The organism is Ruegeria sp. CDSA221 (assembly GCF_059611825.1).
In genome coordinates this window covers 212,406-235,448 of the sequence record NZ_JBXWPK010000003.1, presented here as the reverse complement: position 1 = coordinate 235,448, position 23,043 = coordinate 212,406, and the positions used below count along the sequence as shown (strand labels likewise).

The 23,043-nt window shown below is 59.0% G+C and carries 23 protein-coding genes; 4 read left to right on the top strand and 19 right to left on the bottom strand.

Going from position 1 to position 23,043, the window contains the following annotated elements; translation table 11 throughout:
- Positions 1–2: 2 nt before the first annotated feature.
- The 12 genes from AC2FJ5_RS06050 to trpS form a co-directional block, all read right to left on the bottom strand.
- Complete coding sequence (locus AC2FJ5_RS06050) at positions 3–923, bottom strand: sulfite exporter TauE/SafE family protein (protein ID WP_142635531.1); 921 nt, start codon at positions 921–923, stop codon at positions 3–5.
- 356 nt (positions 924–1,279) lie between these two features.
- Positions 1,280–2,248, bottom strand: coding sequence for an ABC transporter permease (locus AC2FJ5_RS06045; RefSeq protein ID WP_142635533.1), 969 nt, complete (start codon positions 2,246–2,248; stop codon positions 1,280–1,282).
- Between the two features lie 3 nt (positions 2,249–2,251).
- Positions 2,252–3,343 (bottom strand): ABC transporter permease, encoded by a 1,092-nt coding sequence (locus tag AC2FJ5_RS06040; RefSeq protein WP_142635535.1) that lies wholly within the window; start codon positions 3,341–3,343, stop codon positions 2,252–2,254.
- 1 nt (position 3,344) lies between these two features.
- A complete protein-coding gene (locus tag AC2FJ5_RS06035; protein ID WP_496792795.1) occupies positions 3,345–4,874 on the bottom strand; it encodes an ABC transporter ATP-binding protein in 1,530 nt (509 codons plus the stop codon).
- 92 nt (positions 4,875–4,966) lie between these two features.
- Positions 4,967–5,965, bottom strand: coding sequence for a BMP family lipoprotein (locus AC2FJ5_RS06030; RefSeq protein WP_142635539.1), 999 nt, complete (start codon positions 5,963–5,965; stop codon positions 4,967–4,969).
- Between the two features lie 160 nt (positions 5,966–6,125).
- On the bottom strand, positions 6,126–6,539 hold the full coding sequence (locus AC2FJ5_RS06025; RefSeq protein WP_496792794.1) for a GNAT family N-acetyltransferase: 414 nt from the start codon (positions 6,537–6,539) through the stop codon (positions 6,126–6,128).
- Entirely contained in the window at positions 6,536–7,123 is a 588-nt protein-coding gene (gene tsaB / locus AC2FJ5_RS06020) for a tRNA (adenosine(37)-N6)-threonylcarbamoyltransferase complex dimerization subunit type 1 TsaB (RefSeq protein ID WP_496785940.1), read from the bottom strand. The genes AC2FJ5_RS06025 and tsaB overlap by 4 nt, the downstream gene beginning before the upstream one ends.
- Positions 7,113–7,676, bottom strand: coding sequence for a NifU family protein (locus AC2FJ5_RS06015; RefSeq protein WP_496792793.1), 564 nt, complete (start codon positions 7,674–7,676; stop codon positions 7,113–7,115). The genes tsaB and AC2FJ5_RS06015 overlap by 11 nt, the downstream gene beginning before the upstream one ends.
- 69 nt (positions 7,677–7,745) lie before the next feature.
- Positions 7,746–8,339, bottom strand: coding sequence for a 2-hydroxychromene-2-carboxylate isomerase (locus AC2FJ5_RS06010; protein ID WP_496792791.1), 594 nt, complete (start codon positions 8,337–8,339; stop codon positions 7,746–7,748).
- 10 nt (positions 8,340–8,349) lie between these two features.
- The gene (locus AC2FJ5_RS06005; protein WP_142635548.1) at positions 8,350–8,805 is read right to left on the bottom strand and encodes a universal stress protein; all 456 of its coding nucleotides are present in this window, start codon (positions 8,803–8,805) and stop codon (positions 8,350–8,352) included.
- A gap of 60 nt (positions 8,806–8,865) precedes the next feature.
- The gene (locus AC2FJ5_RS06000) at positions 8,866–9,729 is read right to left on the bottom strand and encodes a branched-chain amino acid aminotransferase (protein WP_496700865.1); all 864 of its coding nucleotides are present in this window, start codon (positions 9,727–9,729) and stop codon (positions 8,866–8,868) included.
- 60 nt (positions 9,730–9,789) lie between these two features.
- Positions 9,790–10,818, bottom strand: a complete 1,029-nt coding sequence (trpS, locus tag AC2FJ5_RS05995; protein ID WP_496709185.1) for a tryptophan--tRNA ligase — start codon at positions 10,816–10,818, stop codon at positions 9,790–9,792.
- A gap of 86 nt (positions 10,819–10,904) precedes the next feature.
- On the opposite strand from trpS, the gene AC2FJ5_RS05990 reads away from it, so the two are divergent.
- Positions 10,905–11,591, top strand: coding sequence for a rhomboid family intramembrane serine protease (locus AC2FJ5_RS05990; protein WP_496792790.1), 687 nt, complete (start codon positions 10,905–10,907; stop codon positions 11,589–11,591).
- Here the strand turns inward: AC2FJ5_RS05990 and murJ are convergent, their stop codons facing one another.
- From murJ to AC2FJ5_RS05975, 3 genes are read right to left on the bottom strand one after another with little or no spacing between them, the layout of a single operon-like run.
- Positions 11,592–13,133, bottom strand: coding sequence for a murein biosynthesis integral membrane protein MurJ (gene murJ, locus AC2FJ5_RS05985; protein WP_496792789.1), 1,542 nt, complete (start codon positions 13,131–13,133; stop codon positions 11,592–11,594).
- Entirely contained in the window at positions 13,130–15,949 is a 2,820-nt protein-coding gene (locus tag AC2FJ5_RS05980) for a [protein-PII] uridylyltransferase (protein WP_496792788.1), read from the bottom strand. The genes murJ and AC2FJ5_RS05980 overlap by 4 nt, the downstream gene beginning before the upstream one ends.
- Positions 15,909–17,081 carry a penicillin-binding protein activator gene (locus tag AC2FJ5_RS05975; RefSeq protein WP_496706235.1) on the bottom strand — a complete coding sequence of 391 codons (1,173 nt, stop codon included), beginning with the start codon at positions 17,079–17,081 and terminating at the stop codon, positions 15,909–15,911. Before AC2FJ5_RS05975 ends, AC2FJ5_RS05980 begins: the two co-directional genes overlap by 41 nt.
- Positions 17,082–17,168: 87 nt before the next feature.
- Here AC2FJ5_RS05975 and rsmI point away from each other — a divergent pair, with 87 nt between their 5' ends.
- The 3 genes from rsmI to gshB are packed head-to-tail and all read left to right on the top strand — an operon-like array spanning position 17,169 to position 19,392.
- Positions 17,169–18,026, top strand: coding sequence for a 16S rRNA (cytidine(1402)-2'-O)-methyltransferase (gene rsmI, locus AC2FJ5_RS05970; protein ID WP_496706237.1), 858 nt, complete (start codon positions 17,169–17,171; stop codon positions 18,024–18,026).
- A 1-nt stretch (position 18,027) separates the two neighbouring features.
- Positions 18,028–18,399 (top strand): YraN family protein, encoded by a 372-nt coding sequence (locus AC2FJ5_RS05965; RefSeq protein WP_281995202.1) that lies wholly within the window; start codon positions 18,028–18,030, stop codon positions 18,397–18,399.
- 60 nt (positions 18,400–18,459) lie between these two features.
- Complete coding sequence (gene gshB / locus AC2FJ5_RS05960) at positions 18,460–19,392, top strand: glutathione synthase (protein ID WP_281995201.1); 933 nt, start codon at positions 18,460–18,462, stop codon at positions 19,390–19,392.
- Here the strand turns inward: gshB and AC2FJ5_RS05955 are convergent.
- The 4 genes from AC2FJ5_RS05955 to cobU are packed head-to-tail and all read right to left on the bottom strand — an operon-like array spanning position 19,389 to position 22,985.
- On the bottom strand, positions 19,389–20,900 hold the full coding sequence (locus AC2FJ5_RS05955; RefSeq protein WP_496792786.1) for a YifB family Mg chelatase-like AAA ATPase: 1,512 nt from the start codon (positions 20,898–20,900) through the stop codon (positions 19,389–19,391). The genes gshB and AC2FJ5_RS05955 overlap by 4 nt on opposite strands.
- Positions 20,901–20,945: 45 nt before the next feature.
- Positions 20,946–21,830, bottom strand: a complete 885-nt coding sequence (locus AC2FJ5_RS05950) for a glutathione S-transferase N-terminal domain-containing protein (RefSeq protein WP_496792785.1) — start codon at positions 21,828–21,830, stop codon at positions 20,946–20,948.
- A 58-nt stretch (positions 21,831–21,888) separates the two neighbouring features.
- Positions 21,889–22,467: a histidine phosphatase family protein gene (locus tag AC2FJ5_RS05945; RefSeq protein ID WP_496792783.1), complete on the bottom strand. Its 579-nt coding sequence runs from the start codon at positions 22,465–22,467 to the stop codon at positions 21,889–21,891.
- A complete protein-coding gene (gene cobU, locus AC2FJ5_RS05940; protein ID WP_496701724.1) occupies positions 22,464–22,985 on the bottom strand; it encodes a bifunctional adenosylcobinamide kinase/adenosylcobinamide-phosphate guanylyltransferase in 522 nt (173 codons plus the stop codon). Before cobU ends, AC2FJ5_RS05945 begins: the two co-directional genes overlap by 4 nt.
- Positions 22,986–23,043: the final 58 nt, after the last annotated feature.

Genomic DNA, 23,043 nt, shown 5'->3' with positions numbered 1-23,043 from the left:
GATCAGTGCCCTCCTGCGACGCCAAGCGAATAGAGCTCGGAGGGTTCCAGAAGCAGATCCAGCGCCAGTTTGCCACAAACCACCAAGACCAGTGCAGCCAGCAATACGCGCAGCTGCTCGGCAGGCATTCGTGCGCCGATCACCGTTCCGATCTGCGCCCCGATCACGCCGCCGACCAGCAACAACACAGCCAGAACAATGTCGACTGTGTAGTTGGTTGTCGCGTGCAGCATCGTGGTGAACGCTGTTACGAAAATAATCTGGAACAGGGAGGTGCCGACAACGACTTTGGTGGGCATTCCCAGCAGGTAAATCATGGCAGGAACCATGATAAAGCCGCCTCCGACACCCATGATCGCAGAAAGGATACCTACGCTAAGCCCGACCAGGACGGGGGGGATGACCGAGATATAGAGGCCCGATGTACGGAACCGCATTTTGAACGGCATCGCGTGAATCCAGCCGCGCTGACGACGTGCAACAGGGGCGGCGGTGCCCTTTTTGGATTTACGCAGCGCGTTCAGGCTTTCGATGAACATCAAGCTACCGACGACGCCCAGAAAGACCACGTAACATAGGGTTACGAGCAAATCGACTTGTCCGAGGCTTTTGAGATAATTGAAGATCACCACCCCGAACGCAGCACCGATCAGTCCCCCGACCAGCAATACCGTGCCCATCTTCAGGTCGACCGTCTTTCGGCGGAAATGGGCCAGAACACCAGAAAAGGACGAGGCGACAATCTGGTTCGCTTCGGTGGCTACGGCAACTGCTGGTGGGATGCCAATGAAAAACAACAGCGGGGTCATCAGAAACCCGCCGCCGACCCCGAACATCCCTGACAGGATGCCGACCATGCCGCCCAACCCCAGCAGCAGAAAGGCGTTTACGGAAACTTCAGCGATAGGAAGGTAAATTTGCATGAGGTACTAGTAATTAGGGCCAGCTGCGTCGCGCAATGTGACACATTCGACTTCTGGAATTTGTGAAAGGGTTCGTATCTGACGCGCAGAATCACGCCCTTGGCGAGGCAGGGTAGAGCAGGGCTGGCGGCTTGGACCAGTCTGAAACTGTGCATCCGCAGAAGGCGTTTTGACAGGGAGTATCCCCTTAGACCAAGCGCAAGACCTAGCATCCGGCACCCCGGCGAGAAACTCTCTCAAATCAGCTGTCACTGGAAACACATCCATGCCCCTTTAGAGCCGTTGCGGCATGTAAAATCAACTCTACATGCCGCCATGCAGCGAACAGGACTGACGTGTGTTTCAAACTGGACCTATTACCGCTCTTTTACATAGGGTTCGCCACCGGCTTTCGGTGGAACGGCCTTGCCGACAAAGCCGGCCAAAATGACGACGGTCAGGATATATGGCAGCGCATCCATGACCTGCACAGGAATCACCACGCCACCCAGGTCAATATTTTGGAACCGCAACGCAACGGCTTGCAACAGTCCGAACAGCAGGCAAGCCCACATCGCGTGCCATGGCCGCCATTTTGCAAAGATCAGCGCCGCCAGGGCGATGAACCCGCGACCGGCAGTCATTTCCTTGACGAATCCAGCTTGCAGGGCCGTGGCCAGATAGGCACCCGCAATGCCGCACAGCACGCCACAGATCGCGACAGCCGCAAATCTCAGCCCAACGACAGAAACCCCGGCCGTATCCACAGCGGCTGGGTTTTCACCCACCGCGCGCAGGCGCAGGCCAAAGCGGGTGCGGTACAAAACCCACCAGGTTGTCGGGACCAGGAGGAATGATACATAGACAAGGATTGAATGGCCGGACAGCAGCTCGGAATAGATTGGCCCAAGGAAAGGGACATCGCTCACGGCATCCGCAAAAGGGAAAGTGATCGGTTCAAAGCGCCCTCCGCCAAACAGCGAGGGGGTACGCCCGCCCTGCTTGAACCAGCTTTGCGCGATCAGGACCGTCAGCCCCGAGGCCAGAAAGTTGATGGCGACGCCCGAAATCAGCTGGTTGCCCCGAAAGGTAATCGAGGCCACCCCATGCAATGCGGACAGAACAAGCGAGGCCGCGATTCCGGCCAGCAATCCCAGCCAGACCGATCCGGTCACGGCGGCGACGGCGGCAGAAAAGAACGCCGCGATCAGCATCTTGCCCTCAAGCCCGATGTCGAAAATACCGGCGCGTTCGGAATACAGACCGGCCAGACATGCCAGCAACAGCGGCGTGGCCAAGCGGACGGTCGAATCGAGGACCTGGATGAGGGTAACGAAAGTATCCATCGCTTAGCCCTCCTTCCGCATGGCCAGGAACAGCTTCTCGAGCGGCATGCGGACCATGTTGTCAAGCGCGCCGGTGAACAGGATCACCAGGGCCTGAATGACTACGATCAGCTCGCGCGGGATAGACGTCCATAGCGCCAGCTCGGCCCCGCCCTGATAGAGGAAACCAAACAGCAGCGCCGCAAGGAAAACGCCAAACGGATGGGACCGGCCCATCAGCGCCACGGCGATACCGATAAAGCCAGCGCCCTCGGTCGAGTTCAGAACCAGCCGCTCTGCCTCACCCATCACGTTGTTCGTGGCCATCAGACCAGCCAGCGCGCCCGAGATCAGCATGGCGATGATGGTGATCCGTACCGGAGAAATACCGGCATAGACGGCACCGGTTTCCGAATGCCCATAGGCGCGGATCTCATAGCCCAGCCGGGTGCGCCAGATCAGCGCCCAGACGATCACACAGGCCAGGACTGCAACAAAGAATGAGATATTGGCGGGTGCGCCACGGAATACGACGTTTTCAGCGGTCGAGAACATCGACTGGAACGTCGGCAGATGCACCGCCTCGGGGAAGCGTGCAGTTGCCGGGTCTTGCGAGCCCTGCGGGCGCATGACGTTGACCAGCATATAGTTCAGCAAGGCAGCAGCGATGAAGTTGAACATGATCGTGGTGATCACGATATGGCTGCCGCGTTTGGCCTGCAGATAGGCCGGAATGGCCGCCCAAGCGGCCCCGAACACCATCGATGCGGCACAGGCGGCCAGCAAGGCGATGCTCCAATGCGGCCAGTCGATGTAAAGGCACACGACGGCCACGCCAAGCCCGCCCAGCATCGCCTGACCTTCGCCACCGATATTGAACAGCCGGGCATGAAAGGCGACCGCCACGGCCAGTCCGGTGAACATGAAATTCGTGGCGTAATATAGCGTATAGCCCCAGCCATAGGTCGATCCCAGCGCGCCGGTGACCATCAGGTTCACCGCTTCGATCGGGTTTTCGCCAATGGCGAGGATGACCAGCGCCGACAGGATTGCGGCCAGAAGCAGACTGATCACCGGGATCAGAACGACATCGGCCCATTTGGGCATTTTTTCCATGTTACGCTGCCTCTCCCGCAACACCGGCCATCAACAGGCCAAGTTCTTTTTCATCAGTTTCATGGGGCAGGCGTTCGCCCATGATATGTCCGTCAAACATGACCGCGATCCGATCCGACAGCGAGAATATCTCTTCCAGCTCGACCGAGACCAGCAGGATCGCCTTGCCCTGGTCGCGCAGGTCGACGATCTGTTTGTGAATGAATTCGATCGCCCCGATATCCACGCCTCGGGTCGGCTGACCGACCAACAGCAGGTCTGGGTTACGTTCGATTTCACGCGCGACGACGATCTTCTGCTGATTGCCGCCCGAAAAGCTTTTAGCCGACAGCCAGGGGTTCGGCGGGCGCACATCGAATTTTTCGATCTTGGCTTCGGTATCAGCGCGCAGCGCCGCATTATCCATGAAGATGCCGCGTTGATAGGCCGGGTCACGGTGATATCCGAAGGCCACGTTCTCCCAGGCGTGGAAATCCATGATCAGGCCTTCGCGCTGGCGGTCTTCGGGCACATGCGCAATGTGCTGCGCGCGCCGCGCCTGGCCATCTGACCCCACCCCGCTGAGCGCAAGCGGCGTGCCGTTCAGTTTGATCTGGCCCTGGCCCGGGCGCATCCCGCCCAGAACCTCTAGCAGTTCGGATTGGCCATTGCCGGCGACGCCTGCGATGCCCACGATCTCACCAGCGCGCACGTTCAAGTCGATGCCTTTGACACGCTCGACGCCCGCGCTGTCGAAAACACGCAGGTTTTCAATCTCGAGGATGGGCTTACCGGGCTGCGCCGGAACCTTGTCGACCTGCAGCAGAACCTTGCGGCCCACCATCAGCTCGGCCAGTTCTTCGGGGCTGGTCTCGGCGGTTTTCACGGTGGCCGTCATTTGCCCGCGGCGCATGACCGACACGGTGTCGGTGTTTTCCATGATCTCGCGCAGCTTGTGGGTGATCACGATGATCGTCTTCCCCTCGGCCCGCAGCCGGTCGAGGATGCGGAATAGCTGATCCGCCTCGGAGGGGGTTAGAACACCCGTCGGTTCGTCCAGAATCAGGATCTCGGCCTTGCGATACAGCGCCTTGAGGATCTCGACCCGCTGCTGCATCCCCACACCGATTTCGTCGATACGCTTGTCGGGGTCAACGAACAGTTCGTATTCTTCTTCCAGCTCTTTCAACTCTTTGCGGGCCTTGGTCAGGGACGGGGCCAATAGCCCGCCATCCTCGGCGCCCAGCACGATGTTTTCCAGAACGGTGAAATTCTCGACCAGTTTGAAATGCTGAAACACCATCCCGATGCCCGAGGCGATCGCGGCCTGGCTGTCAGGGATTTCGGTCTTTTGACCATTGATCCAGATTTCACCTTTGTCGGCTTTGTAAAAGCCGTAGAGAATGCTCATCAGCGTGGATTTGCCCGCACCGTTTTCACCGATGATCCCATGGATCGTACCGGGGGCGACGCTGATGGAAATGTCTTTGTTGGCCTGAACCGGCCCAAAGGATTTGGATATCCCTTTGAGCTCAATGGCGGGGACGGTCATGTCTTGTCCTCAGTTGCCGAAAGGACTGCCCGGTCATCCCGGTGCAGCAAAGTGGAATCGGGCCGGGAGCATCACCCCCGACCCGCGCGATATCAGAACTGCAGTGCTGGGCAGCTGTCGTTCTCGTAATAGCTGACAACTGAAACATTGCCGTCGATGATGTCCTGACGGGCTTTGTCGACTGCTGCTTTCATATCATCCGAAACCAGCGGAGCGTTGTTGTCGTCGATCGCATAGCCAACGCCGTCTTCGGCCAGACCCATGATATATACGCCGGTCTCAACGTTCTCGCCTGCGCTCATCGCCTCATAAACAGCGACGTCCACGCGCTTCAGCATCGAGGTCAGAACTTTGCCCGGGTGCAGGTGGTTCTGGTTGCTGTCGACACCGATTGACAGGATGCCTTCGTCAGCAGCGGTTTGCAGAACACCAACACCGGTGCCGCCAGCTGCGGCATAGACCACGTCGGCACCCTGGCTGATTTGTGCCTTTGTCAGTTCCGAGCCCTTAACCGGGTCGTTCCATGCCGCAGGCGTTGTGCCGGTCATGTTGGCAACCACGTTGATATCGGGGTTCACCGCCTTGGCACCCTGAGCATAGCCGCAGCCAAAGTGACGGATCAGCGGAACATCCATGCCGCCGATGAAGCCAACGGTACCGGATTCGGACGCCATCGCAGCCATCATACCAACCAGATACGAGCCTTCGTGTTCAGCGAAACCAACCTGACGCAGGTTGGGCGCGTCCAGCCAGGTTACGTCGACAACAACGAATTTCGTGTCCGGATAGTCGGCAACAACCGCGCTGAGCGGGTCAGCCATACCGAAACCCATGGTGATGATCGGGTTCGAGCCTGCTTCGGCAAAGCGGCGCAGGGCCTGTTCGCGTTGCGCTTCGGACTGCATTTCGATCTCGCGGTAGGTGCCGCCCGTTTCTTCCGCCCAGCGTGAGGCGCCGTTATGCGCGGCTTCGTTGAACGATTTGTCGAACTTGCCGCCCAGATCAAAGATCAGTGCCGGTTCGGCCAGTGCGGCACCCGCTGTCAGTGCAACCGCCGCTGCGGCGCCCATCAAGGATTTCATCAGGGTCATTTGTTACTCCCGTTTGTTTTTTTTCGGTTGGAGCCAAGATAGCCCCGTTTACCCACTGTTAGCGAGCATAACCGTTGTGATGGCGGGAATTAAGGCCGTTTGCAACCGCCGCGGTCAACAGATTTTTGACCATTTGGTCCAAGAAAATTCGCGGCCTGTCTCAGGTTAAATTGCATTCCATGACGATGGCATCAATTTTCTGATTATTTTCAACCGTATAGTAATTCTTGCGCGTGCCGCACACATGATACCCGCAATGCTTGTAAAGTGTAATCGCGGGCTGGTTGGCGATGGAAACATCCAGAATCGCCCGGATAGCGCCCAGTTTTTTGGCAGCCGCGTGCCATTCGACCATACGTTTCCTAGCCAGTCCCTGACGCTGAACTGTGGGATGGGTGGCAATCGTCAGCAGTTCGGCATCGTCAGCGATTGCCCGAAAAAGGGCAAAGGACTGGGTGTCGCCGACGATATGGGTAAAACGATTCTGCAGCAGCTCTGCAAACTCTGTGGCGGTCCAGGGGCGCGATTGTGTGAATGCTGCGGCGTGAGTATTTGCCAGTTCTTCGGGAGTCATCCGTCCAGCAACATCGGCGGTTGGTCCTTGGAGGGCGCCGCATCAGCGGGGCGTATGTAAAGAGGGGCGGGAGCCTCGGCCTTGGTCAGCCTTCTTTGTGCAGCCACTCGGGCAATAGCGCAGACCTGAGCGCTGGGGTTGTCGTTGAACATCAGTGTGCCCAGCGATTTTGCCTGATCAAGCTGGATCAGTGCTGGTTCCATATCAGGCTGCGAAACATAGACCTGATCTCTCGGCGCGCGAATTGCGGGCAACGCCTCGCCGTCCAGGGTGGCAAGCGCGTCAAAGCCCGACACACCGATGGCCGGTATCCCCAGACCTAAGGCCAGACCCCGCGCGGCCGAGACCGAGATGCGGATGCCGGTGAAATTGCCTGGGCCAATTCCAACGCCGATTGCCGACAGGTCGCGCCATGAGCATTGCTCTGATGACAGCACCTCTTCGAGCAGCGGCATCAGACGTTCGGCTTGTCCCCGCGACATGGGCTCGACACAAGACGCCACAATCCGGTCACCGCGCAACAAAGCGGCCGCGCAATGCGCGGCCGATGTGTCAAACGCCAGAATGAGTGGTTCAGACGGCAACAGGGCGCACCTCGGTCACTTCGGGAATGTAGTGACGCAGCAGGTTTTCGATCCCCATCTTCAACGTCAGGGTCGAGGATGGGCAGCCTGCGCAGGCCCCTTGCATGTGCAGGTAGACAACGCCGCGGTCAAAGCCGTGGAACGTGATGTCGCCGCCGTCCTGCGCGACTGCCGGGCGCACACGGCTGTCCAGCAGGTCTTTGATCTGGTTGACCACTTCGGCGTCCTCACCGCTGTGTTCAGCATGGCCCGAACCCGCATTGGCATCCGCGCCCATGATCGGCTGGCCGGACTGGTAATGCTCCATCACCGCGCCCAGAATGGCGGGTTTGATGTGGTCCCACTGGATGTCGTCCGCTTTGGTCACGGTTACGAAGTCATTGCCGAAAAATACCCCGGTCACGCCACTCACAGCGAAAATGCGGTTGGCCAGCGGCGACTTTTCCGCAGCCTCAGCCGATGGGAAATCTGCAGTGCCCGCTTCCAGCACGGTCTGGCCGGGCAGGAATTTCAGGGTTGCAGGGTTCGGTGTGGATTCGGTCTGGATGAACATGGCGCGGCTCCGTATCTGTTGTCTCTGATATGCGGGTCCACGAGCTGGAAGTCAAGAATTGGAACGATTCTAAATTTCCGCAGCTAAGCTTATCGCGTCGTCCAGCCGATCATCGCCCCAAAACAGCTCGTCCCCGACCAGAAAGCTGGGCGCGCCAAAAAGCCCTTTGGCCTGAGCGGTTTTTGTCTGCGCGATAAGCGCTGCTTTGATCGCCGGATTCTGGGTCTGGGAAAGTAAATCAGCGGCAAGCCCGGCTGAGCTGAGGCATCCGGCCAAAACAGCCTCATCCGCGATGTTCTGCCTTTGGGCAAATTCGGCAGAATAGACGGCGCGCACAAAGGCAGCTTTTTGCCCCTGATCTTCAATCGCCAATGTTAACCTGGCCGCTTTCAAGCCGTTCTGCGGAAAAGGATCGGGCCGGACAAATGGCAAGCCGCGCTGGGCGGTCAGGCGTTCCATATCCCGCCACATGTACCGGCCTTTTGCCGGGTACAGATTGAACGGAGAATTATCCCACCCTTGGGCTGCAAAGATCGGCCCCAGCAGAAAAGGCTGCCATTCGACCGACACCCCATGGCGGGCGGCGACCTCTTCGATACGCATCGCGCTGAGATAGGAATAGGTCGAGGCGAATTCGAACCAAAATTGAATGCTGCGCTGCATCGCTCTGGCCTCAGGTGATCGCTTCGAGCTTTTCTTTGCTTAGATCACCGGGAACAATAGTGATTGGGATGGGCAGGCTGCCTGAGTTTTTGGTCAGTTGAGTCACCAATGGGCCAGGTCCCTTTTTGTCGGTGCCTGCACCCAGAACCAGAACGCCGATATCAGGATCGGATTGCACATGCTCGATGATCTGGGCAACGGGCTCGCCTTCGCGGATGGCCAGTTCAGGATCAACGTCTTGCTTGTCGCGCATCCATTTTGCGAAAACTTCAAAATGCGCATGGATACGCTCGCGCGCTTCTTCACGCATGACGGTGGCAACACCGATCCAATGGTTGAATTCGTCCGGTGGGATTACCGACAGGATTGTTACGCCGCCGCCGGTATGGGCCGCGCGCATAGCCGCGAATCGCATCGCATTCAGGCATTCGCGACTGTCATCCAGAACCACTAGGAACTTGCGCATGGGTGTCCTCATTCATTTCCGGGGATCATGCCCGACTAGGTGCGTGCTGGCAACCAGAGCCTAACGCCCACTGGCGGCCCAGTCCCAATACAGGTCGCGTGCACGCCGGGCGATGGGACCGACCTGAAACCGGGTGTCCTCCAGCGCAGTCACCGGGGTGATCTTGCTCATGTTGCCAGTCATGAATACCTCGTCGGCCCCGTAGAAATCCTCGAAACTCAGAACCGCCTCATGCACAGCCACGCCGTCGGCCCGCAGGTTTTTGATATGTCGTGCACGGGTGATGCCAGCAAGGAAGGTGCCGTTGGGGACGGGGGTAAAGACCTCGCCGTCGCGGACCATAAAGATATTGGCGGTTGCGGTTTCGGCTACGTTGCCCAATGCGTCAGCCACCAGAGCATTCGAAAACCCGTTCGCACGTACCTCGTTCAGCATCCGTGCATTGTTGGGATACAGGCACCCGGCCTTGGCATTCACCACCGAGGATTCCAGTACCGGACGGCGGAATCGGGTCAGTCCCAGCGTGGCCGAGGCGGTCTCAGGCGCCATCGGAATCTCTTCCAGGCAGACAGCAAACCCGGTGCTGTTTTCCTGCGGTACGATCGCTGTCGCATCTCCGTCGATCCCCCAATACATCGGGCGGATATACACGGCCGCGTCGGGCGCATAGGTCTCAAGCCCTTCCAGCACGATCTCGACCATCTGGTCTGTGGTGACGGTGGAGGTCAGCATCAGCGCCTCGGCAGAGCGGTTCACGCGGGCGCAATGGGCGTTCAGGTCCGGGGTCAGCCCGTTGAAGAACCGCGCGCCGTCAAAGACGGATGATCCCAGCCATGCGCCATGATCCGCAGCGCGCATGATCGGTGCATCCCCATCATGCCATTGCCCGTTGAAATAGGTGCGGATGTTCTTGCCGACTGCCATGACGCCCTCCCAAGCTTTGCGGCAAACCTAGGAAGGCGTTAAGGCAACGTCCAGAGCCAATCAGCCCCGTTTCGCACCAACCATGCCGACGATGTCGTAGGTCTGCTGCAGGATCGGGGCCGCAATCGCGCGCGCTTTTTCGGCACCATTTGCCAGAATGCGATCAATCTCGGCCTCTTCACCCATCAGGCGGGCCATTTCGGTCGAGATCGGAGACAGTTTGGCAACCGCCAGATCGGCCAGCATCGGTTTGAACTCGCCAAATTGCTTGCCGCCAACGTCGGCCAGAACCTGATCCGCCGTCTGATCGCTGAGGGCGGCGTAGATATTCACCAGATTGCGGGCCTCGGGGCGGTTGTCCAAGCCATCGACTTCCGAAGGCAGAGCGTCCGGGTCGGTCTTGGCCTTTCGGATTTTCTTGGCGATCGTCTCGGCATCATCGGTCATGTTGATCCGGGTCATGTCAGAGGGGTCGGAGGATGACATTTTGCGCGTCCCGTCCCGCAGGTTCATCACACGTGGAGCGGGCCCTCCGATCACCGGTTCGGTGAGAGGAAAGAAATCCACGCCATAGTCATGATTGAACTTGAGCGCTATGTCGCGGGTCAGTTCCAGGTGCTGTTTCTGGTCCTCGCCAACCGGTACATGAGTGGCGTGATAGGTTAGAATATCCGCTGCCATCAGCGCAGGATAGGCAAGCAGCCCCAACGAGGCGTTCTGCGCATTCTTGCCCGCTTTGTCCTTGAACTGGGTCATCCGCTGCATCCAGCCCATCCGGGCGATGCAGTTGAAAATCCAGGCCAGTTGGGTGTGCTCGGGCACCTGGCTTTGATTGAAAAGGATCGATTTCTCAGGGTTAAGGCCGGCCGCAATGAAGCCGGCACAGACCTCGCGGGTCTTTTCCCGTAGGTTGGCGGGGTCCTGCCAGACGGTGATCGCGTGCAGGTCGACCATGCAATAGATGGTCTCGTAATCCTCACCCTGCATATCCACAAAGCGCTTGAGCGCACCCAGATAGTTGCCTAGGTGCAGGTTTCCCGAAGGCTGGATGCCGGAAAACACGCGCGGCGTGAACTTGGAATCGGTCATCGAAGGGAACTCCCGTCTGGAAAAATCAGCCCCCGTCGCTTACCCATGAGGCAAAGGGACGTCAACAGCCGCGAAGGGCCCGCCCAATGAGCAGTGAGCATTATACACCCGCCGTGAACCCTCTGCCGCCCGTGGTGGTGGCTTTGTGTGTGTTCATCATGGGGGTTGAACTGGCATTTACTCTAGGTACGCGCGGGATCATTGGAGGGCCAACTGCTGTAGGCTGGCGCCTGGACGCTTTGCAGCACTATTCGTTTTCGGCAGATATCTTTGACTGGATGATGGAAAACGGGCGTTGGTCGTTCGAGCATCTGATCCGCTTTGTCACTTATCCGTTTGTATCCGGCACGTTCACGCAGGCCATCTTTGTCTGCGTCTTTGTGCTGGCCATGGGTAAAATGGTGGCCGAGGTTTTCGGCAGCGTTCAGATGCTGGTGATCTTCGTTCTGTCTGGCGTGGGTGGTGCGCTGGCTTATGCACTGTTGCTAGATCCGCGCTTTCCGCTGGTGGGTGGGTTCCCTCCGGTCTATGGGCTGATCGGAGCGTTTACGTGGATATTATGGCGCAAGCTGTCGCTGGTGGGCGCAAACCAATCCCGCGCCTTCAGCCTGATCGCCGTTTTGATGGGCATTCAGTTGTTGTTCGGCCTGCTGTTTGGCGGAACGCTGGACTGGGTGGCTGATCTGGGCGGTTTTGCCACTGGTTTTGCCCTGTCGTTCCTGGTTGCTCCGGGTGGGTGGGCGCGGATCGTCAGGCGTATTCGGCGCGACTGATCAGGATCGACGCAGAGCCTTTCTGAACTCGGAAAGTTTGAATGCACCAATCAGGTGGCCGAGCAGGAAATACGTAACTGCAGCAACGATGATCAAGCCGAGCAGTGCCAGGTAACGCCAGCCTTCCAGGGCAAAGGCCCACCCAAACAGCTCAATAGCGGCATACAGGACAGCTCCCATCCCCAGGGACGCCGCAATGATCCGCCATGCCCTGTTCTTGAACCGGTCGTCAAACTGCGCTTCTTTCCCCATTTTTCGCGCGCCCAAGGCCAGCAGTCCAACCATCGCCCATCCGGCCACCGAGGCGGCAATCGCCGGTGCGAACCATCCCACCAACGGATACAGCCCGAAAGCCAGTGCAGCGTTCACGACCATCGCAAACACTGCATAGTGAAAGGGCGAGCGTGTATCTTCTCGCGCGAAATACAAAGGCTGCAACAATTTCTGCAGCATGAACGCGGGCAGGCCGATGCCATAGATCGCCACGGCAAGTGCGGTGGCGGCGGTGTCTTCGGGGGTGAACTGTCCGCGCTCGAACAGAACCGAGACCAGCTGGGTGGGGATGAGGACAAAGGCAACGGTCGACGGGATGGTCAACAGCAACGTAAACTCACCTGCGCGAGAAAACGCATCGCGGGCGCCCGATTTGTCCCCAGCGCGCAGGCGGCGAGATAGATCGGGTAACAGGACGATGCCGACGGCGATGCCCACGACGCCCAATGGCAACTGGTACAAGCGATCCGCTGCAAACAACCAGCTGACGGCCTTTTCGGTTTTCGAAGCAACCAGCTGGCCCACCACCAGATTGACCTGTGTAACTCCCATGGCCAAGGCGGCCGGAACCGCAATGCGGACCATGTTGCGCATTTCAGGGCTGAGTTTCGGCAGGCCCGGGCGGATACGGATGCCCGCACGTTCGGTTGCAACCCAGACCAGCGCTAGCTGCGCAACTCCAGCGATGGGGATGACGGCGATCAGCCAACGGATGACCTCTCCGCCTGATATAGCGCCGGCGATCAGTGCTGTGCAGGCAAAGATGTTCAGTAAAATCGGGGCGGCAGCTGCAGCTGCGAAACGGCCGGTTGCGTTCAGCACGCCCGAGAACAACGCCGCAAGCGACATGAAAAAGATGTAGGGAAAGACCACATATCCATAATCAACGGCAAGGTCGAAGCGGTCGTCACCGTAAAAGCCCTCAGCCGTCAGCCAGACCAGACCAGGCATGAAAACCATCGCCAGCCCGACCAGCGCCAGCACCGCCACGGCCAGCAGGTTGAACGCGTCCTGTGCAAAGCCTTGCGCGTTTTCCCCGCCTTCCAGCCGTTTGGAAAACATCGGCACAAAGGCTGCGTTAAACGCACCTTCGGCAAAGAAGCGGCGGAACATGTTGGGCAGGCGAAAGGCGGCGACGAATGCATCCATTACTGGCCCGGGCCCGATGTAGGCGGTCAGCAGGATTTCCCGCAGAAAGCCCAGAATACGGCTGGCCAGGGTCCAGAACCCGACAGTGAACAGGCCTGAAAACAGCCGGATCTGCTTCATGAGACCGCGCGCTCGGCGCCTTCGGAGATGGCCTTGCGCAGCTTGGTTTCAAGCCCGCGCTGTTTGCCTTCCGAGTGGTATTTCAACCCGAACATATCCTTGACGTAGAAGGTATCCACCACCTGTTCGCCATAGGTCGCGATCACCGCATTGGCGACATAGACATTCGCCGCAGCCAGCGTCCGCGCCAGATCGTAAAGCAGGCCGGGACGGTCCCGGGTGTCGACCTCGATGATCGTGTAAATCTCGGACCCGTCATTGTCGAAGATGATATGGGTCGGGACGTTGAAGGCCCGCTCGCGCTTCTTGATCTTGTCGCGTGATTTAAGAGCATCCCGCGCGACCACCTCGCCCTTGAGGGTCTTGTGGATCATCTGTGTCAGGCGCGGCAGGCGGCTGGCCTCGAACGGGTGGCCATCAGCGTCCTGAATCCAGAACGCATCGGTGACATAGCCATCTTTGGTGGTGTAACTGCGCGCATCAACCACATTGGCCCCGACCAAGGCCAAAGCACCTGCGATACGGGCAAAGATGCCGGGATGATCACCCATGGCAAAACAGGCCCGCGTCGCGTCGCGGTCTTCGTCCGGGTGCAGACGGATTTCCATCGCGCCCGCGTCACCGCTGCGATCCAGCTCTTTCAGCATCTCGGCAAATTCTATATGGGTCGACAGGTTTAAGCCCTGCCAATAGGGGTCATAGTGCCGCCCTGTTTCGGTCTTGAGGGCGGCTTTGGTCCAGCCTGCCAGCTCGGCCCGCAACGCCTTTTTGGCACCGGCACCGCGATTGGCGCGGTTGAGGTCTTCCATCCCGGTCTCAAGCGCGCGCTTGGTTTCAGCATGCAGCGCCCGCAGCAGGGTTGCTTTCCAGTTGTTCCAGGTATTGGGCCCAACGCCGCGAATGTCGCAGACGGTCAACACGGTCAGCAGGTCCAGCCGTTTGACCGTCTTCACGGCTTTGGCAAAATCGCGTACCGTGCGCGGGTCGGAAATATCGCGTTTCTGCGCCATGTCTGACATTAATAGATGATATCGCACCAGCCATTCCACGGTTTCCGAATCCGATTTGTTCAAACCCAGTCGAGGTGCGATCTTGCGGGCCATCTGCGCGCCCAAAATCGAATGATCCTCGGGCCGCCCCTTGGCAATGTCATGGATCAGCAGGGCGACATACAGAACCTTGCGATTGACCCCGCCTTTCAGGATCGACGAGGCCAGCGGCAGGGATTCCCCCAACTCTCCGCGTTCGATCTGGGCCAGGTTGACGATGCACTTAATGGTGTGCTCATCGACCGTATAGCTGTGGTACATGTTGAATTGCATCATCGCCACGATGTGTTCGAACTCGGGCAGAAAGGCCGACAGCACCCCCAGTTCGTTCATGCGGCGCAGGGCGCGTTCCGGGTTGCCGTGTTTCAACATCAGGTCGAGAAAGATGCGCCGCGCCTCTTTGTCTTCGCGCATGTCGTCATCAATCAGGTTCAGGTTGGCGCTGACCAGCCGCATCGCGTCCGGGTGGATCAGCATGCCGGTGCGCAGACCTTCCTCGAACAGGCGCAGAAGGTTCAGCTTGTCCGCCAGAAACTTGTTCGGGTCGGCTACATCCAGACGTCCATGGACGACTTTATATCCGGCTTTGATCCTGGGGCGGCGGCGGAAAATACGCTCTAGCAGAGGCGCGCCTTTCATATGCGTCGCCTCGAGTTTGGTCAGGAAGATGCGCGTCAGCTCGCCAACCTTCGTGGCCTCGCGGAAATAGCGCTGCATAAACACTTCGACCGCCCGACGACCGGCCCGGTCTTCGTATCCCATACGGGAAGCAACCTCGACCTGCATGTCAAAGGACAGTTGTTCGGTTGCGCGCCCGGTCACCAGATGCAAATGCGAGCGAACGGCCCACAGGAAATCTTCGGCTTCCACAAAAGTGCTGAATTCCTCGGGGGTGAACAGACCCAGCGGTACCAACTCGGCCACGTCCTGAACGCCGTAGATATATTTGGCAATCCAGTAGAGCGATTGCAGGTCGCGCAATCCGCCTTTGCCCTCTTTTACGTTGGGCTCGACCATATACCGCTCGCCCTGTTTCAGATGGCGCGCGTCGCGTTCCTGCAGCTTGGCCTCGATGAACTGGCGCTCAGTGCCTTTGAACAGATCGTCTTTCAGGCGCGTTTCCAACTCATTTGCCAGATCGGCGTCGCCAGCCAAATAGCGCTGTTCCAACATCGCGGTGCGAATGGTGAAATCCTCGGATCCCAGGCGCAGGCAATCCTTGATGGTGCGCGAAGAATGCCCGACCTTCAGCCGCAGATCCCACAGGATATACAACATGGACTCGATCACACTCTCTGCCCAGGCAGTGATTTTGTAGGGGGTCAGAAACAGCAGATCGACATCCGAGGACGGGGCCATTTCCCCGCGCCCATAGCCGCCCACTGCCAGCACGGCCATTTTTTCACCCTGTGTCGGCGTGGCCAGCGGGTGAAGCTCGCGACTGGCCACTTGCATCGCGGTGCAGACCAGCCCGTCGGTCAGGTAGGTATAGGAATGGGTCAGCCGCCGCGCGTCAAATGGATCGCGGACAAAGGCATCCGCGATTGCCTGACGACCGGATTTCTGGACGTTGCGCAAAATCCGCACGGTTTCGCCGCGCCTTTCGGCGTTATCAGATGTCTTGTCGAAGGCCTCTGACAGCTGTGCCATAACGGCTGCGCTGTCAAAGATTTCTTCGGGCTGGCAAATCAGGTCACCCCTTGGGATGAGTGTCAGAGCCTGCCGATCAGAATCCGGCGCCAGAGAAGCTTTGTGGGGCAGGGTCAATCACAACCACCTGTTTGTTCTGGATCGTGGCAATGGCCAGACCACGTTCATTCGTACCGTTGGGTCGCAGACGGAAGATACCGCCAACGCCCTGAAAACCGGCGTTCTGAGTTAGGGCAGATGCGGTCAGAGCGTCGGATTTGCCCTGGCTGACCAAGGCAGCAATCGCGGCTATGCCATCATAGGCTAGGCCACTGATCGGATGTGGTGCCTCGCCATATGTGTTGTTGTACCGCTGACGATAAGCCTGTGCCTTGGATGGGTCCGGCAATGCGAACCAGCCACCCTGAACGCCTGGCAGTTCCAGTGTCTGGGCCGGGATGTCCCAGCGAGTCAGGCCCATATATTGCGTGGTTGCCGGGGAGACGCCCGCTTCTGGTAGAAGCTGGGAATACAGCGGCAACGCCCCTGCAGTGGTCGAAGTCAGAAAGATCGAATCCGCCCCCGAGGACGCCACAGTAGCCTTGATTGTCGGCACCGAGTTGATGACCCCCTGCTGAGAGCGGTCATAGCCGACCGTGCCTGCATTACCCACTCGGCTGTTGCTCAGTGCGGTTGCAATAGCCGATTGTCCAAGCCGCCCGGCGGCATCGTTGCTATGCACGATGACCGTTCCGGTCTTGCCGCGCGAACCGGCATAGTTGACCAACCGGTTGGCGGTGTTTCCAAAAGTGGGGCCAAGCACGAAGACATTGCCGCCTGCGATGCTGGTATTGTTCGAAAACGACAGCAGGTTGACCTTGTTGTTCAGTACCGCAAGACCAGCTGAGTTTGCCGCCTGGGCGTAGACCGGACCGATGATTATCTTTGCACCGTCTGCCACGGCTTGCTGCGCGACTGTTGCGGCGGTACCCGAATTGCCCCGGGTGTCGTAGACCCGCAAATCAATCTGTACATTCTGCAGATCGGACATCGCCAGGCGGGCTGCGTTTTCAAGGCTACGCGCCAGTTCAGCATCCCCGGAATTTCCAGATCCGGCCGGAACCAGCAAAGCAACCGGTACAGGTTTTGAGGTGTTGATCGACGGGCCTCCGCCGATACTGCTGACGTCACACGCCGCCAGAATGGTCGCGGTGGCCAAGACGGCGGCTGCACGCGCCAACTTGCGAACGGGCTTGCAAACGGTAAACATCTAAATGAAAACTCCCTGATCCGGCGGCTTGGGATGCTGCCATTATTTGCGCCGCGATAATAGACGTCACGCTGTGAGGGTCCAGCTTTGAATTTTCAAAAAGTCAAATTGGGCACGGGCCTGTATTTTGTTGCCACTCCGATCGGGGCGGCGCGCGACATTACGCTCAGGGCGCTAGACGTGTTGGCGTCGGTGGACATGATTGCCGCCGAAGACACGCGCAGCCTGCGCCGGTTGATGGAGATTCACGGCGTTCCTCTCGAGGGGCGCCGCATTCTTGCCTATCACGATCACAGCGGTGCAGGCGCCCGCGGCAAAATCCTGGATGCGCTGAAAGAGGGGAAATCAGTGGCTTATGCGTCCGAGGCCGGGATGCCGTTGATCGCGGACCCGGGATACGATCTGGGACGACAGGCGGCCGAGGCGGGGCACACTGTCACCTGCGCGCCGGGGCCGTCCGCCGCGCTGATGGCGCTGACGCTGGCCGGTTTGCCGACGGATGCCTTTTTCTTTGCGGGGTTTTTGCCCAATGCCTCAGGCGCGCGCCGGACGCGGATCGAGACGCTGCGAGATGTGCCTGGAACGTTGGTATTTTATGAATCTCCGAAACGTGTGGCGTCCTGTCTGTCGGATCTGGCCGAGGTTCTAGGGGAAAACAGGCAGGCCGCGATGTGCCGCGAATTAACCAAGAAATTCGAAGAAGTTCGGCGCGGGTCGCTGGCAGAGCTGGCAGAAGAATTGGCGAGTCAGACGGTCAAAGGCGAAATTGTTCTGCTGGTAGACCGTGGGGCTTCGGAAACTGTTAACGATTCAGACATAGAAGAGGCTTTGATACGCGCCCTGGAAACTCATTCAGTACGCGATGCGGCGGATTTGGTGTCGCAGATGTATAAACTGCCGCGTCGACCGATCTATCAGAAGGCGCTGAAACTCGGGAAAGGGTAAGATGACCTCACGCACTGTCCGAAGTTCGGTTTCTTATCATGCGGGTCAGGCGGCGGAACAGCAGGTTGCGGCAGATTACGAGCGGCGGGGATATTCCATAGCACATCGCCGTTGGCGCGGGGCAGGGGGCGAGATTGATCTGATCGTCCGCAACGGTGACGGATTGGTTTTCGTCGAGGTCAAGAAAAGCACAAGCTTTGAGATGGCTGCTGCCCGGATCAAACGGCGCCAGATGGACCGTATCTGTGCCTCGGCCGCCCAATTTCTGGAAGGGGAACCCAACGGCCAGCTGACAAATGTTCGGTTTGATGCGGCTTTGGTGGATGCATTCGGCGCGGTGCAAATCATCGAAAACGCCTTTGATCAGGTCTGACCCCATTGAACCCCCGGCCTGGCTGGGCCATGTATCTGGCGTGAAACTGAGGGACACGCCATGAAAATTGCCTTTCAGATGGACCCGATCGGGGCCGTGGATATCAATGCCGACAGCTCATTCCGTCTGGCCGAAGAGGCACAGGCGCGCGGGCATACGCTGTTCTTCTACAGCCCTGACAAACTGGCTTATCAGGAGGGCCGGATCACGGCCCGCGGCCACGATATGACGGTGCAGCGCGTGGCCGGAAACCCGGCAGAATTGGGGCCCGAGCGCGAGGTTGATCTGGCCGAGTTCGACGTGGTCTGGCTGCGTCAGGATCCCCCGTTTGACATGCACTATATCACTTCTACCCACCTGCTGGACCGCCTTAAGGGACAGGCGCTGGTGGTAAATGATCCATTCTGGGTTCGGAACTATCCCGAAAAACTCCTGGTGCTGGATTTCCCTGATCTGACGCCACCGACAACCATCGCCCGCGATCTGCAGACGATTAAGGCGTTCAAAGAAAAGCACGGCGATATTATCCTGAAACCGCTTTATGGAAATGGCGGTGCGGGGGTGTTCCGGTTGGATGGCAACGACCGGAACCTGACATCTTTGCACGAATTGTTCACCGGGTTTTCGCGCGAACCTCTGATCGTTCAGAAATTCCTGCCCGATGTTAGCAATGGCGACAAACGGGTCATTCTGGTGGACGGTCAGGCTGTGGGTGCAATCAACCGTGTTCCCGCCAAAGGTGAAACACGATCCAACATGCATGTGGGGGGACGGCCCGAAAAGGTTGGTCTGACGGATCGCGATCTTGAGATTTGCGCAGCCATTGGACCTTTGTTGAAGGAAAAAGGGCAGGTTTTTGTTGGTATCGATGTAATCGGCGATTACCTGACCGAGATTAACGTGACTTCGCCAACCGGAATTCAGGAATTGGAACGGTTTGATGGCGTGAACATCGCAGAAAAGATTTGGCAGGCCATCGAAGCCAGGCTTTAAGATGCAATATTGGCGCTGATGCGAAAGCTCAGCGCCTCGGCCACATGGGGTCTTCGGACATCTGATGCGCCGTCCAGATCGGCGATGGTCCGCGCGACCCGCAAGATGCGGTGAAAGGCGCGCGCCGACAAACCAAATTTCTCAGCCGCTTTCAACAGCAGCTCTTTTCCTTCGGCATCCGGCGCGGCGATTTCTTCCAGCACATTGCCCTCAACATCCGCATTCTGGCGCGCGGACGTTCCAGTGTATCTTTGCGCTTGAACCGCACGCGCCTGCTCGACACGCGCGGCAACCGTGGCCGAACTGTCCCCGGATGGAGGTAGGTCAAGGTCGGTGAACCCGACCGGAGGCACCTCGATCCTCAGGTCGAACCGATCTATCAGCGGGCCTGAAATGCGCCCCAGATAATCCTCGCCGCAGACCGGCGCACGCGAGCAGGCCCGCGCCGGATCTGTCAAGTAGCCGCATTTGCAGGGGTTGGCGGCGGCAACCAGCATAAAGCGGCAGGGGTATTTCACATGCGCATTGGCACGTGCAATCATGACCTCTCCTGTTTCGATGGGTTGGCGCAGGGTTTCCAGAACGGTTCGTGGGAATTCGGGAAATTCATCCATGAACAAAACCCCGTTATGGGCCAATGAGATTTCTCCTGGTTTGGCTCCTTTCCCTCCACCAACAATGGCCGCCATCGATGCCGTATGATGCGGCTCGCGAAACGGTCTGGTGCGGCTGATGCCGCCTTCGTCAAGCAGGCCGCACAGGGATTGGATCATCGATGTTTCAAGCGCCTCGGTCGGTGTCAGCGGCGGCAATATCCCCGGCAGGCGCGCGGCCAGCATGGATTTCCCGGACCCTGGCGTGCCGATCATCATCAGGTGGTGCCGCCCTGCGGCGGCAATCTCCAACGCGCGTTTCGCCCGCTCCTGCCCTTTGACATCGCGCAGGTCGCGGGTGCTGGGGGAAAGGTTGACCTCGCCGGGCAGGGCAGCGGGCAAAGGGGCTTGGCCCGAGAAGTGGCGGACAACATCGCCCAAAGATTCAGCGCCGATCACCTGAGTAGCGTCAACCCAAGCCGCCTCGGCGCTGGAGGCCCGAGGGCACAGCAGGGTTCGGTCCTCGGCCGCGGCGGTCATCGCGGCAGGAAGCGCCCCGACAACAGGCACAAGAGACCCGTCCAGTGACAATTCCCCAAGTGAAACGGCCCCTTCAGCCGCGTCCTTGGGAATGATTTCCAGGGCTGACAGCAGAGCCACCGCAATGGGCAGGTCGAAATGGCTGCCTTCTTTGGGCAGGTCAGCGGGGGATAGGTTGATGGTGATACGCTTTGACGGCAGGGCAATGGCCATCGAGCTTAGCGCGCTTCGGACGCGATCGCGGGCCTCTGAAACTGCTTTGTCCGGCAGGCCGACGATGGAAAAGGCAGGCAACCCCGGTGAAACCGCGCATTGCACCTCGACCGGGCGGGCGTCGACACCTTGAAAGGCGACTGTATGAGAACGAGCGACCATGAACGACCTGCTTGGTTAACAGGTCGTTACTGGCACGCCGCCGGTTTAGGAATCGTTAACGGCGCTGACCATCTGAGTGAATTTCGGCCATGCCTCCGGATCGGCGAGGGTTTTGTCGCGGCAGAACCGATTGCAGAATCCCCAGCGCTGACCGTCCAGGTCCAGAAAATCTGTGACGGGCTCTCCGGAATAGGGGCAGGTCTGGTTGACCGAGGGGCCGCTCTGGGCGGCCACAGCAGACAATGCCCCGCCGATTGGCCAGGGATCCGATTGAAGGTCCAGCGAATACGGGAAAGGGTCGTACTGGACTGTCAGACCCATCGCACGCCACTGCCTGACAACCGGATCCGACAGGAGGGTCAGGCAATAGTCCCGGTTGGCGTCCGAAACAGGCAGCCCATAACCGATGATCCGCGCGGCAACGGGCGTGTAAAACACATCCACCAAAGAATATGTACCGAACAAAGGGCCGGTGTTCGCCCCAGACACTTGGCGCGCATGATCCCAAAGGGTTTCGATCCGGCGCAGGTCGGCAAGCGTTTCGTCCGCGGGTTCGAACCCCTTCCAGCAGTGCAGGAGCTGCATCGCGCATTCCCCGCGCAGAGCTGAGAACCCGGCGACCATCTCGGTGCAAAGCCAGCGCGCAGTGGCGCGGGCGGCGGCGTCGCTGGGCCACAATCCGGCCTCGGGGTGGCGCTCTGCCAAGGTCTCGGCCATGGCGAGGCTTTCGCCAACCACGGTTCCGTCTGGCAGGCGCAAGGCGGGCACCAGACGTGCCGGGGACAGGGGTTTCATCTCCTCGGCCATGGTGCCTGAATACAGGCCGATCATGTGGTTTCGATAGGGCAGGTCGAACTTTTCCAGCATCAACCAGCCACGCAAGGACCAACTGGAAAACAGGCGGTCTCCGATAAACAAATCATAGGTCATGGGCCTAGGATGGCTCAGGCTATTCAATCCGTAAAACAGAGATTTGTGCGCGGTACGATCACGGGCAGTGATTGATCCGACCGACCGACCAATGGTCGCCGTGATGGGTGATCTCCGTCACGGAAAGATTGTCGATCCGGTGGCCGAAAGCCTCTTGCGCGTCCACATCCATGGCACGCTGGACCTGTGTCAGGATGACGCCGAAATGGGCAACAATGATCAGGTCCTGGCCGGTGTGATCGCCAATCAACCTGTCAATAACCGCGTTGACGCGGGCTCGGACTTCATTCCAGCTTTCGCCGTTTGGCGGGCGAACTTCACCGGGATTTTCCCAGTAGGCGAAGGTTAGTTCGGGGTCTTCGGCCTCGATTTCCTCGAACCCGCGCAATTCCCAACTGCCAAAATTGATCTCACGCAGGTCGGGGTGGTGGGGCAGGCGGTGCCGGGTGCCCTGTACCGCCGAAGCCGTGTCAGCGGCACGGCACAGGTCGGATGAGATCAACAACCCGTTGGCCGGCAGGTAGCTTTGTAGCCGACCAATGGCGGCGTGGTCGCTTAGGTCAGCAGGCAGATCGGACCAGCCGACCATGGTTTTGGCATGGGTCGGACCATGCCTGACTAGATGCAGACGCGTCATGGCAGTTGCCCTTTCAATACCACAGGAAGCCCGGCAGTGACCTGAACCACCAGATCAGCCTGCGCGGCGAGCGCGATGTTCAGGCGGCCTTGCGCCTCGCGGAATTGGCGAGACAGGGCGTTGCCCGGGACGATCCCGTGGCCAACCTCGTTCGAGACGATGACGACCGGGGCAGGACAGTCTCGTAACGCATCAAGCAGTGCTGTCTGGGCCTGCTGCAGGTCGTGTTCCGCCAGCAGGTGATTGGTTAGCCACATGGTGGCACAATCTATCAGACAGATCTGATCCTGGGTCAGCTCGGCCAGGGGTGCGCCAAGGTCCAGGGGGGTCTCGATCGTTTCCCAACCGCTGCCGCGCTGTGAAACATGGCGCTTAACCTTATCGCGCATCTCATCATCAAACACTTGTGATGTGGCCAGATAAACGCGGCTTTTACTTGATGAAACAACAAGTTGCTCGGCGAATGCCGACTTGCCTGAGGCTGCTCCGCCCAGCACAAAGGTTAAATCCGAACCCACGATCATTACCTTTTAAGTGATCCACCTGGTGTTGTTCTGCGTATCGACCATGGGTCGG

What these genes read in the sequence shown, in the direction of transcription:
- AC2FJ5_RS06050 (WP_142635531.1), bottom strand. Translation starts at nt 923, where the DNA reads ATGCAAATTTACCTTCCTATCGCTGAAGTTTCCGTAAACGCCTTTCTG.
- AC2FJ5_RS06045 (WP_142635533.1), bottom strand. Translation starts at nt 2,248, where the DNA reads ATGGATACTTTCGTTACCCTCATCCAGGTCCTCGATTCGACCGTCCGC.
- AC2FJ5_RS06040 (WP_142635535.1), bottom strand. Translation starts at nt 3,343, where the DNA reads ATGGAAAAAATGCCCAAATGGGCCGATGTCGTTCTGATCCCGGTGATC.
- AC2FJ5_RS06035 (WP_496792795.1), bottom strand. Translation starts at nt 4,874, where the DNA reads ATGACCGTCCCCGCCATTGAGCTCAAAGGGATATCCAAATCCTTTGGG.
- AC2FJ5_RS06030 (WP_142635539.1), bottom strand. Translation starts at nt 5,965, where the DNA reads ATGACCCTGATGAAATCCTTGATGGGCGCCGCAGCGGCGGTTGCACTG.
- AC2FJ5_RS06025 (WP_496792794.1), bottom strand. Translation starts at nt 6,539, where the DNA reads ATGACTCCCGAAGAACTGGCAAATACTCACGCCGCAGCATTCACACAA.
- AC2FJ5_RS06015 (WP_496792793.1), bottom strand. Translation starts at nt 7,676, where the DNA reads ATGTTCATCCAGACCGAATCCACACCGAACCCTGCAACCCTGAAATTC.
- AC2FJ5_RS06010 (WP_496792791.1), bottom strand. Translation starts at nt 8,339, where the DNA reads ATGCAGCGCAGCATTCAATTTTGGTTCGAATTCGCCTCGACCTATTCC.
- AC2FJ5_RS06005 (WP_142635548.1), bottom strand. Translation starts at nt 8,805, where the DNA reads ATGCGCAAGTTCCTAGTGGTTCTGGATGACAGTCGCGAATGCCTGAAT.
- AC2FJ5_RS06000 (WP_496700865.1), bottom strand. Translation starts at nt 9,729, where the DNA reads ATGGCAGTCGGCAAGAACATCCGCACCTATTTCAACGGGCAATGGCAT.
- trpS (WP_496709185.1), bottom strand. Translation starts at nt 10,818, where the DNA reads ATGACCGATTCCAAGTTCACGCCGCGCGTGTTTTCCGGCATCCAGCCT.
- AC2FJ5_RS05990 (WP_496792790.1), top strand. Translation starts at nt 10,905, where the DNA reads ATGAGCAGTGAGCATTATACACCCGCCGTGAACCCTCTGCCGCCCGTG.
- murJ (WP_496792789.1), bottom strand. Translation starts at nt 13,133, where the DNA reads ATGAAGCAGATCCGGCTGTTTTCAGGCCTGTTCACTGTCGGGTTCTGG.
- AC2FJ5_RS05975 (WP_496706235.1), bottom strand. Translation starts at nt 17,081, where the DNA reads ATGTTTACCGTTTGCAAGCCCGTTCGCAAGTTGGCGCGTGCAGCCGCC.
- AC2FJ5_RS05965 (WP_281995202.1), top strand. Translation starts at nt 18,028, where the DNA reads ATGACCTCACGCACTGTCCGAAGTTCGGTTTCTTATCATGCGGGTCAG.
- gshB (WP_281995201.1), top strand. Translation starts at nt 18,460, where the DNA reads ATGAAAATTGCCTTTCAGATGGACCCGATCGGGGCCGTGGATATCAAT.
- AC2FJ5_RS05955 (WP_496792786.1), bottom strand. Translation starts at nt 20,900, where the DNA reads ATGGTCGCTCGTTCTCATACAGTCGCCTTTCAAGGTGTCGACGCCCGC.
- AC2FJ5_RS05950 (WP_496792785.1), bottom strand. Translation starts at nt 21,830, where the DNA reads ATGACCTATGATTTGTTTATCGGAGACCGCCTGTTTTCCAGTTGGTCC.
- AC2FJ5_RS05945 (WP_496792783.1), bottom strand. Translation starts at nt 22,467, where the DNA reads ATGACGCGTCTGCATCTAGTCAGGCATGGTCCGACCCATGCCAAAACC.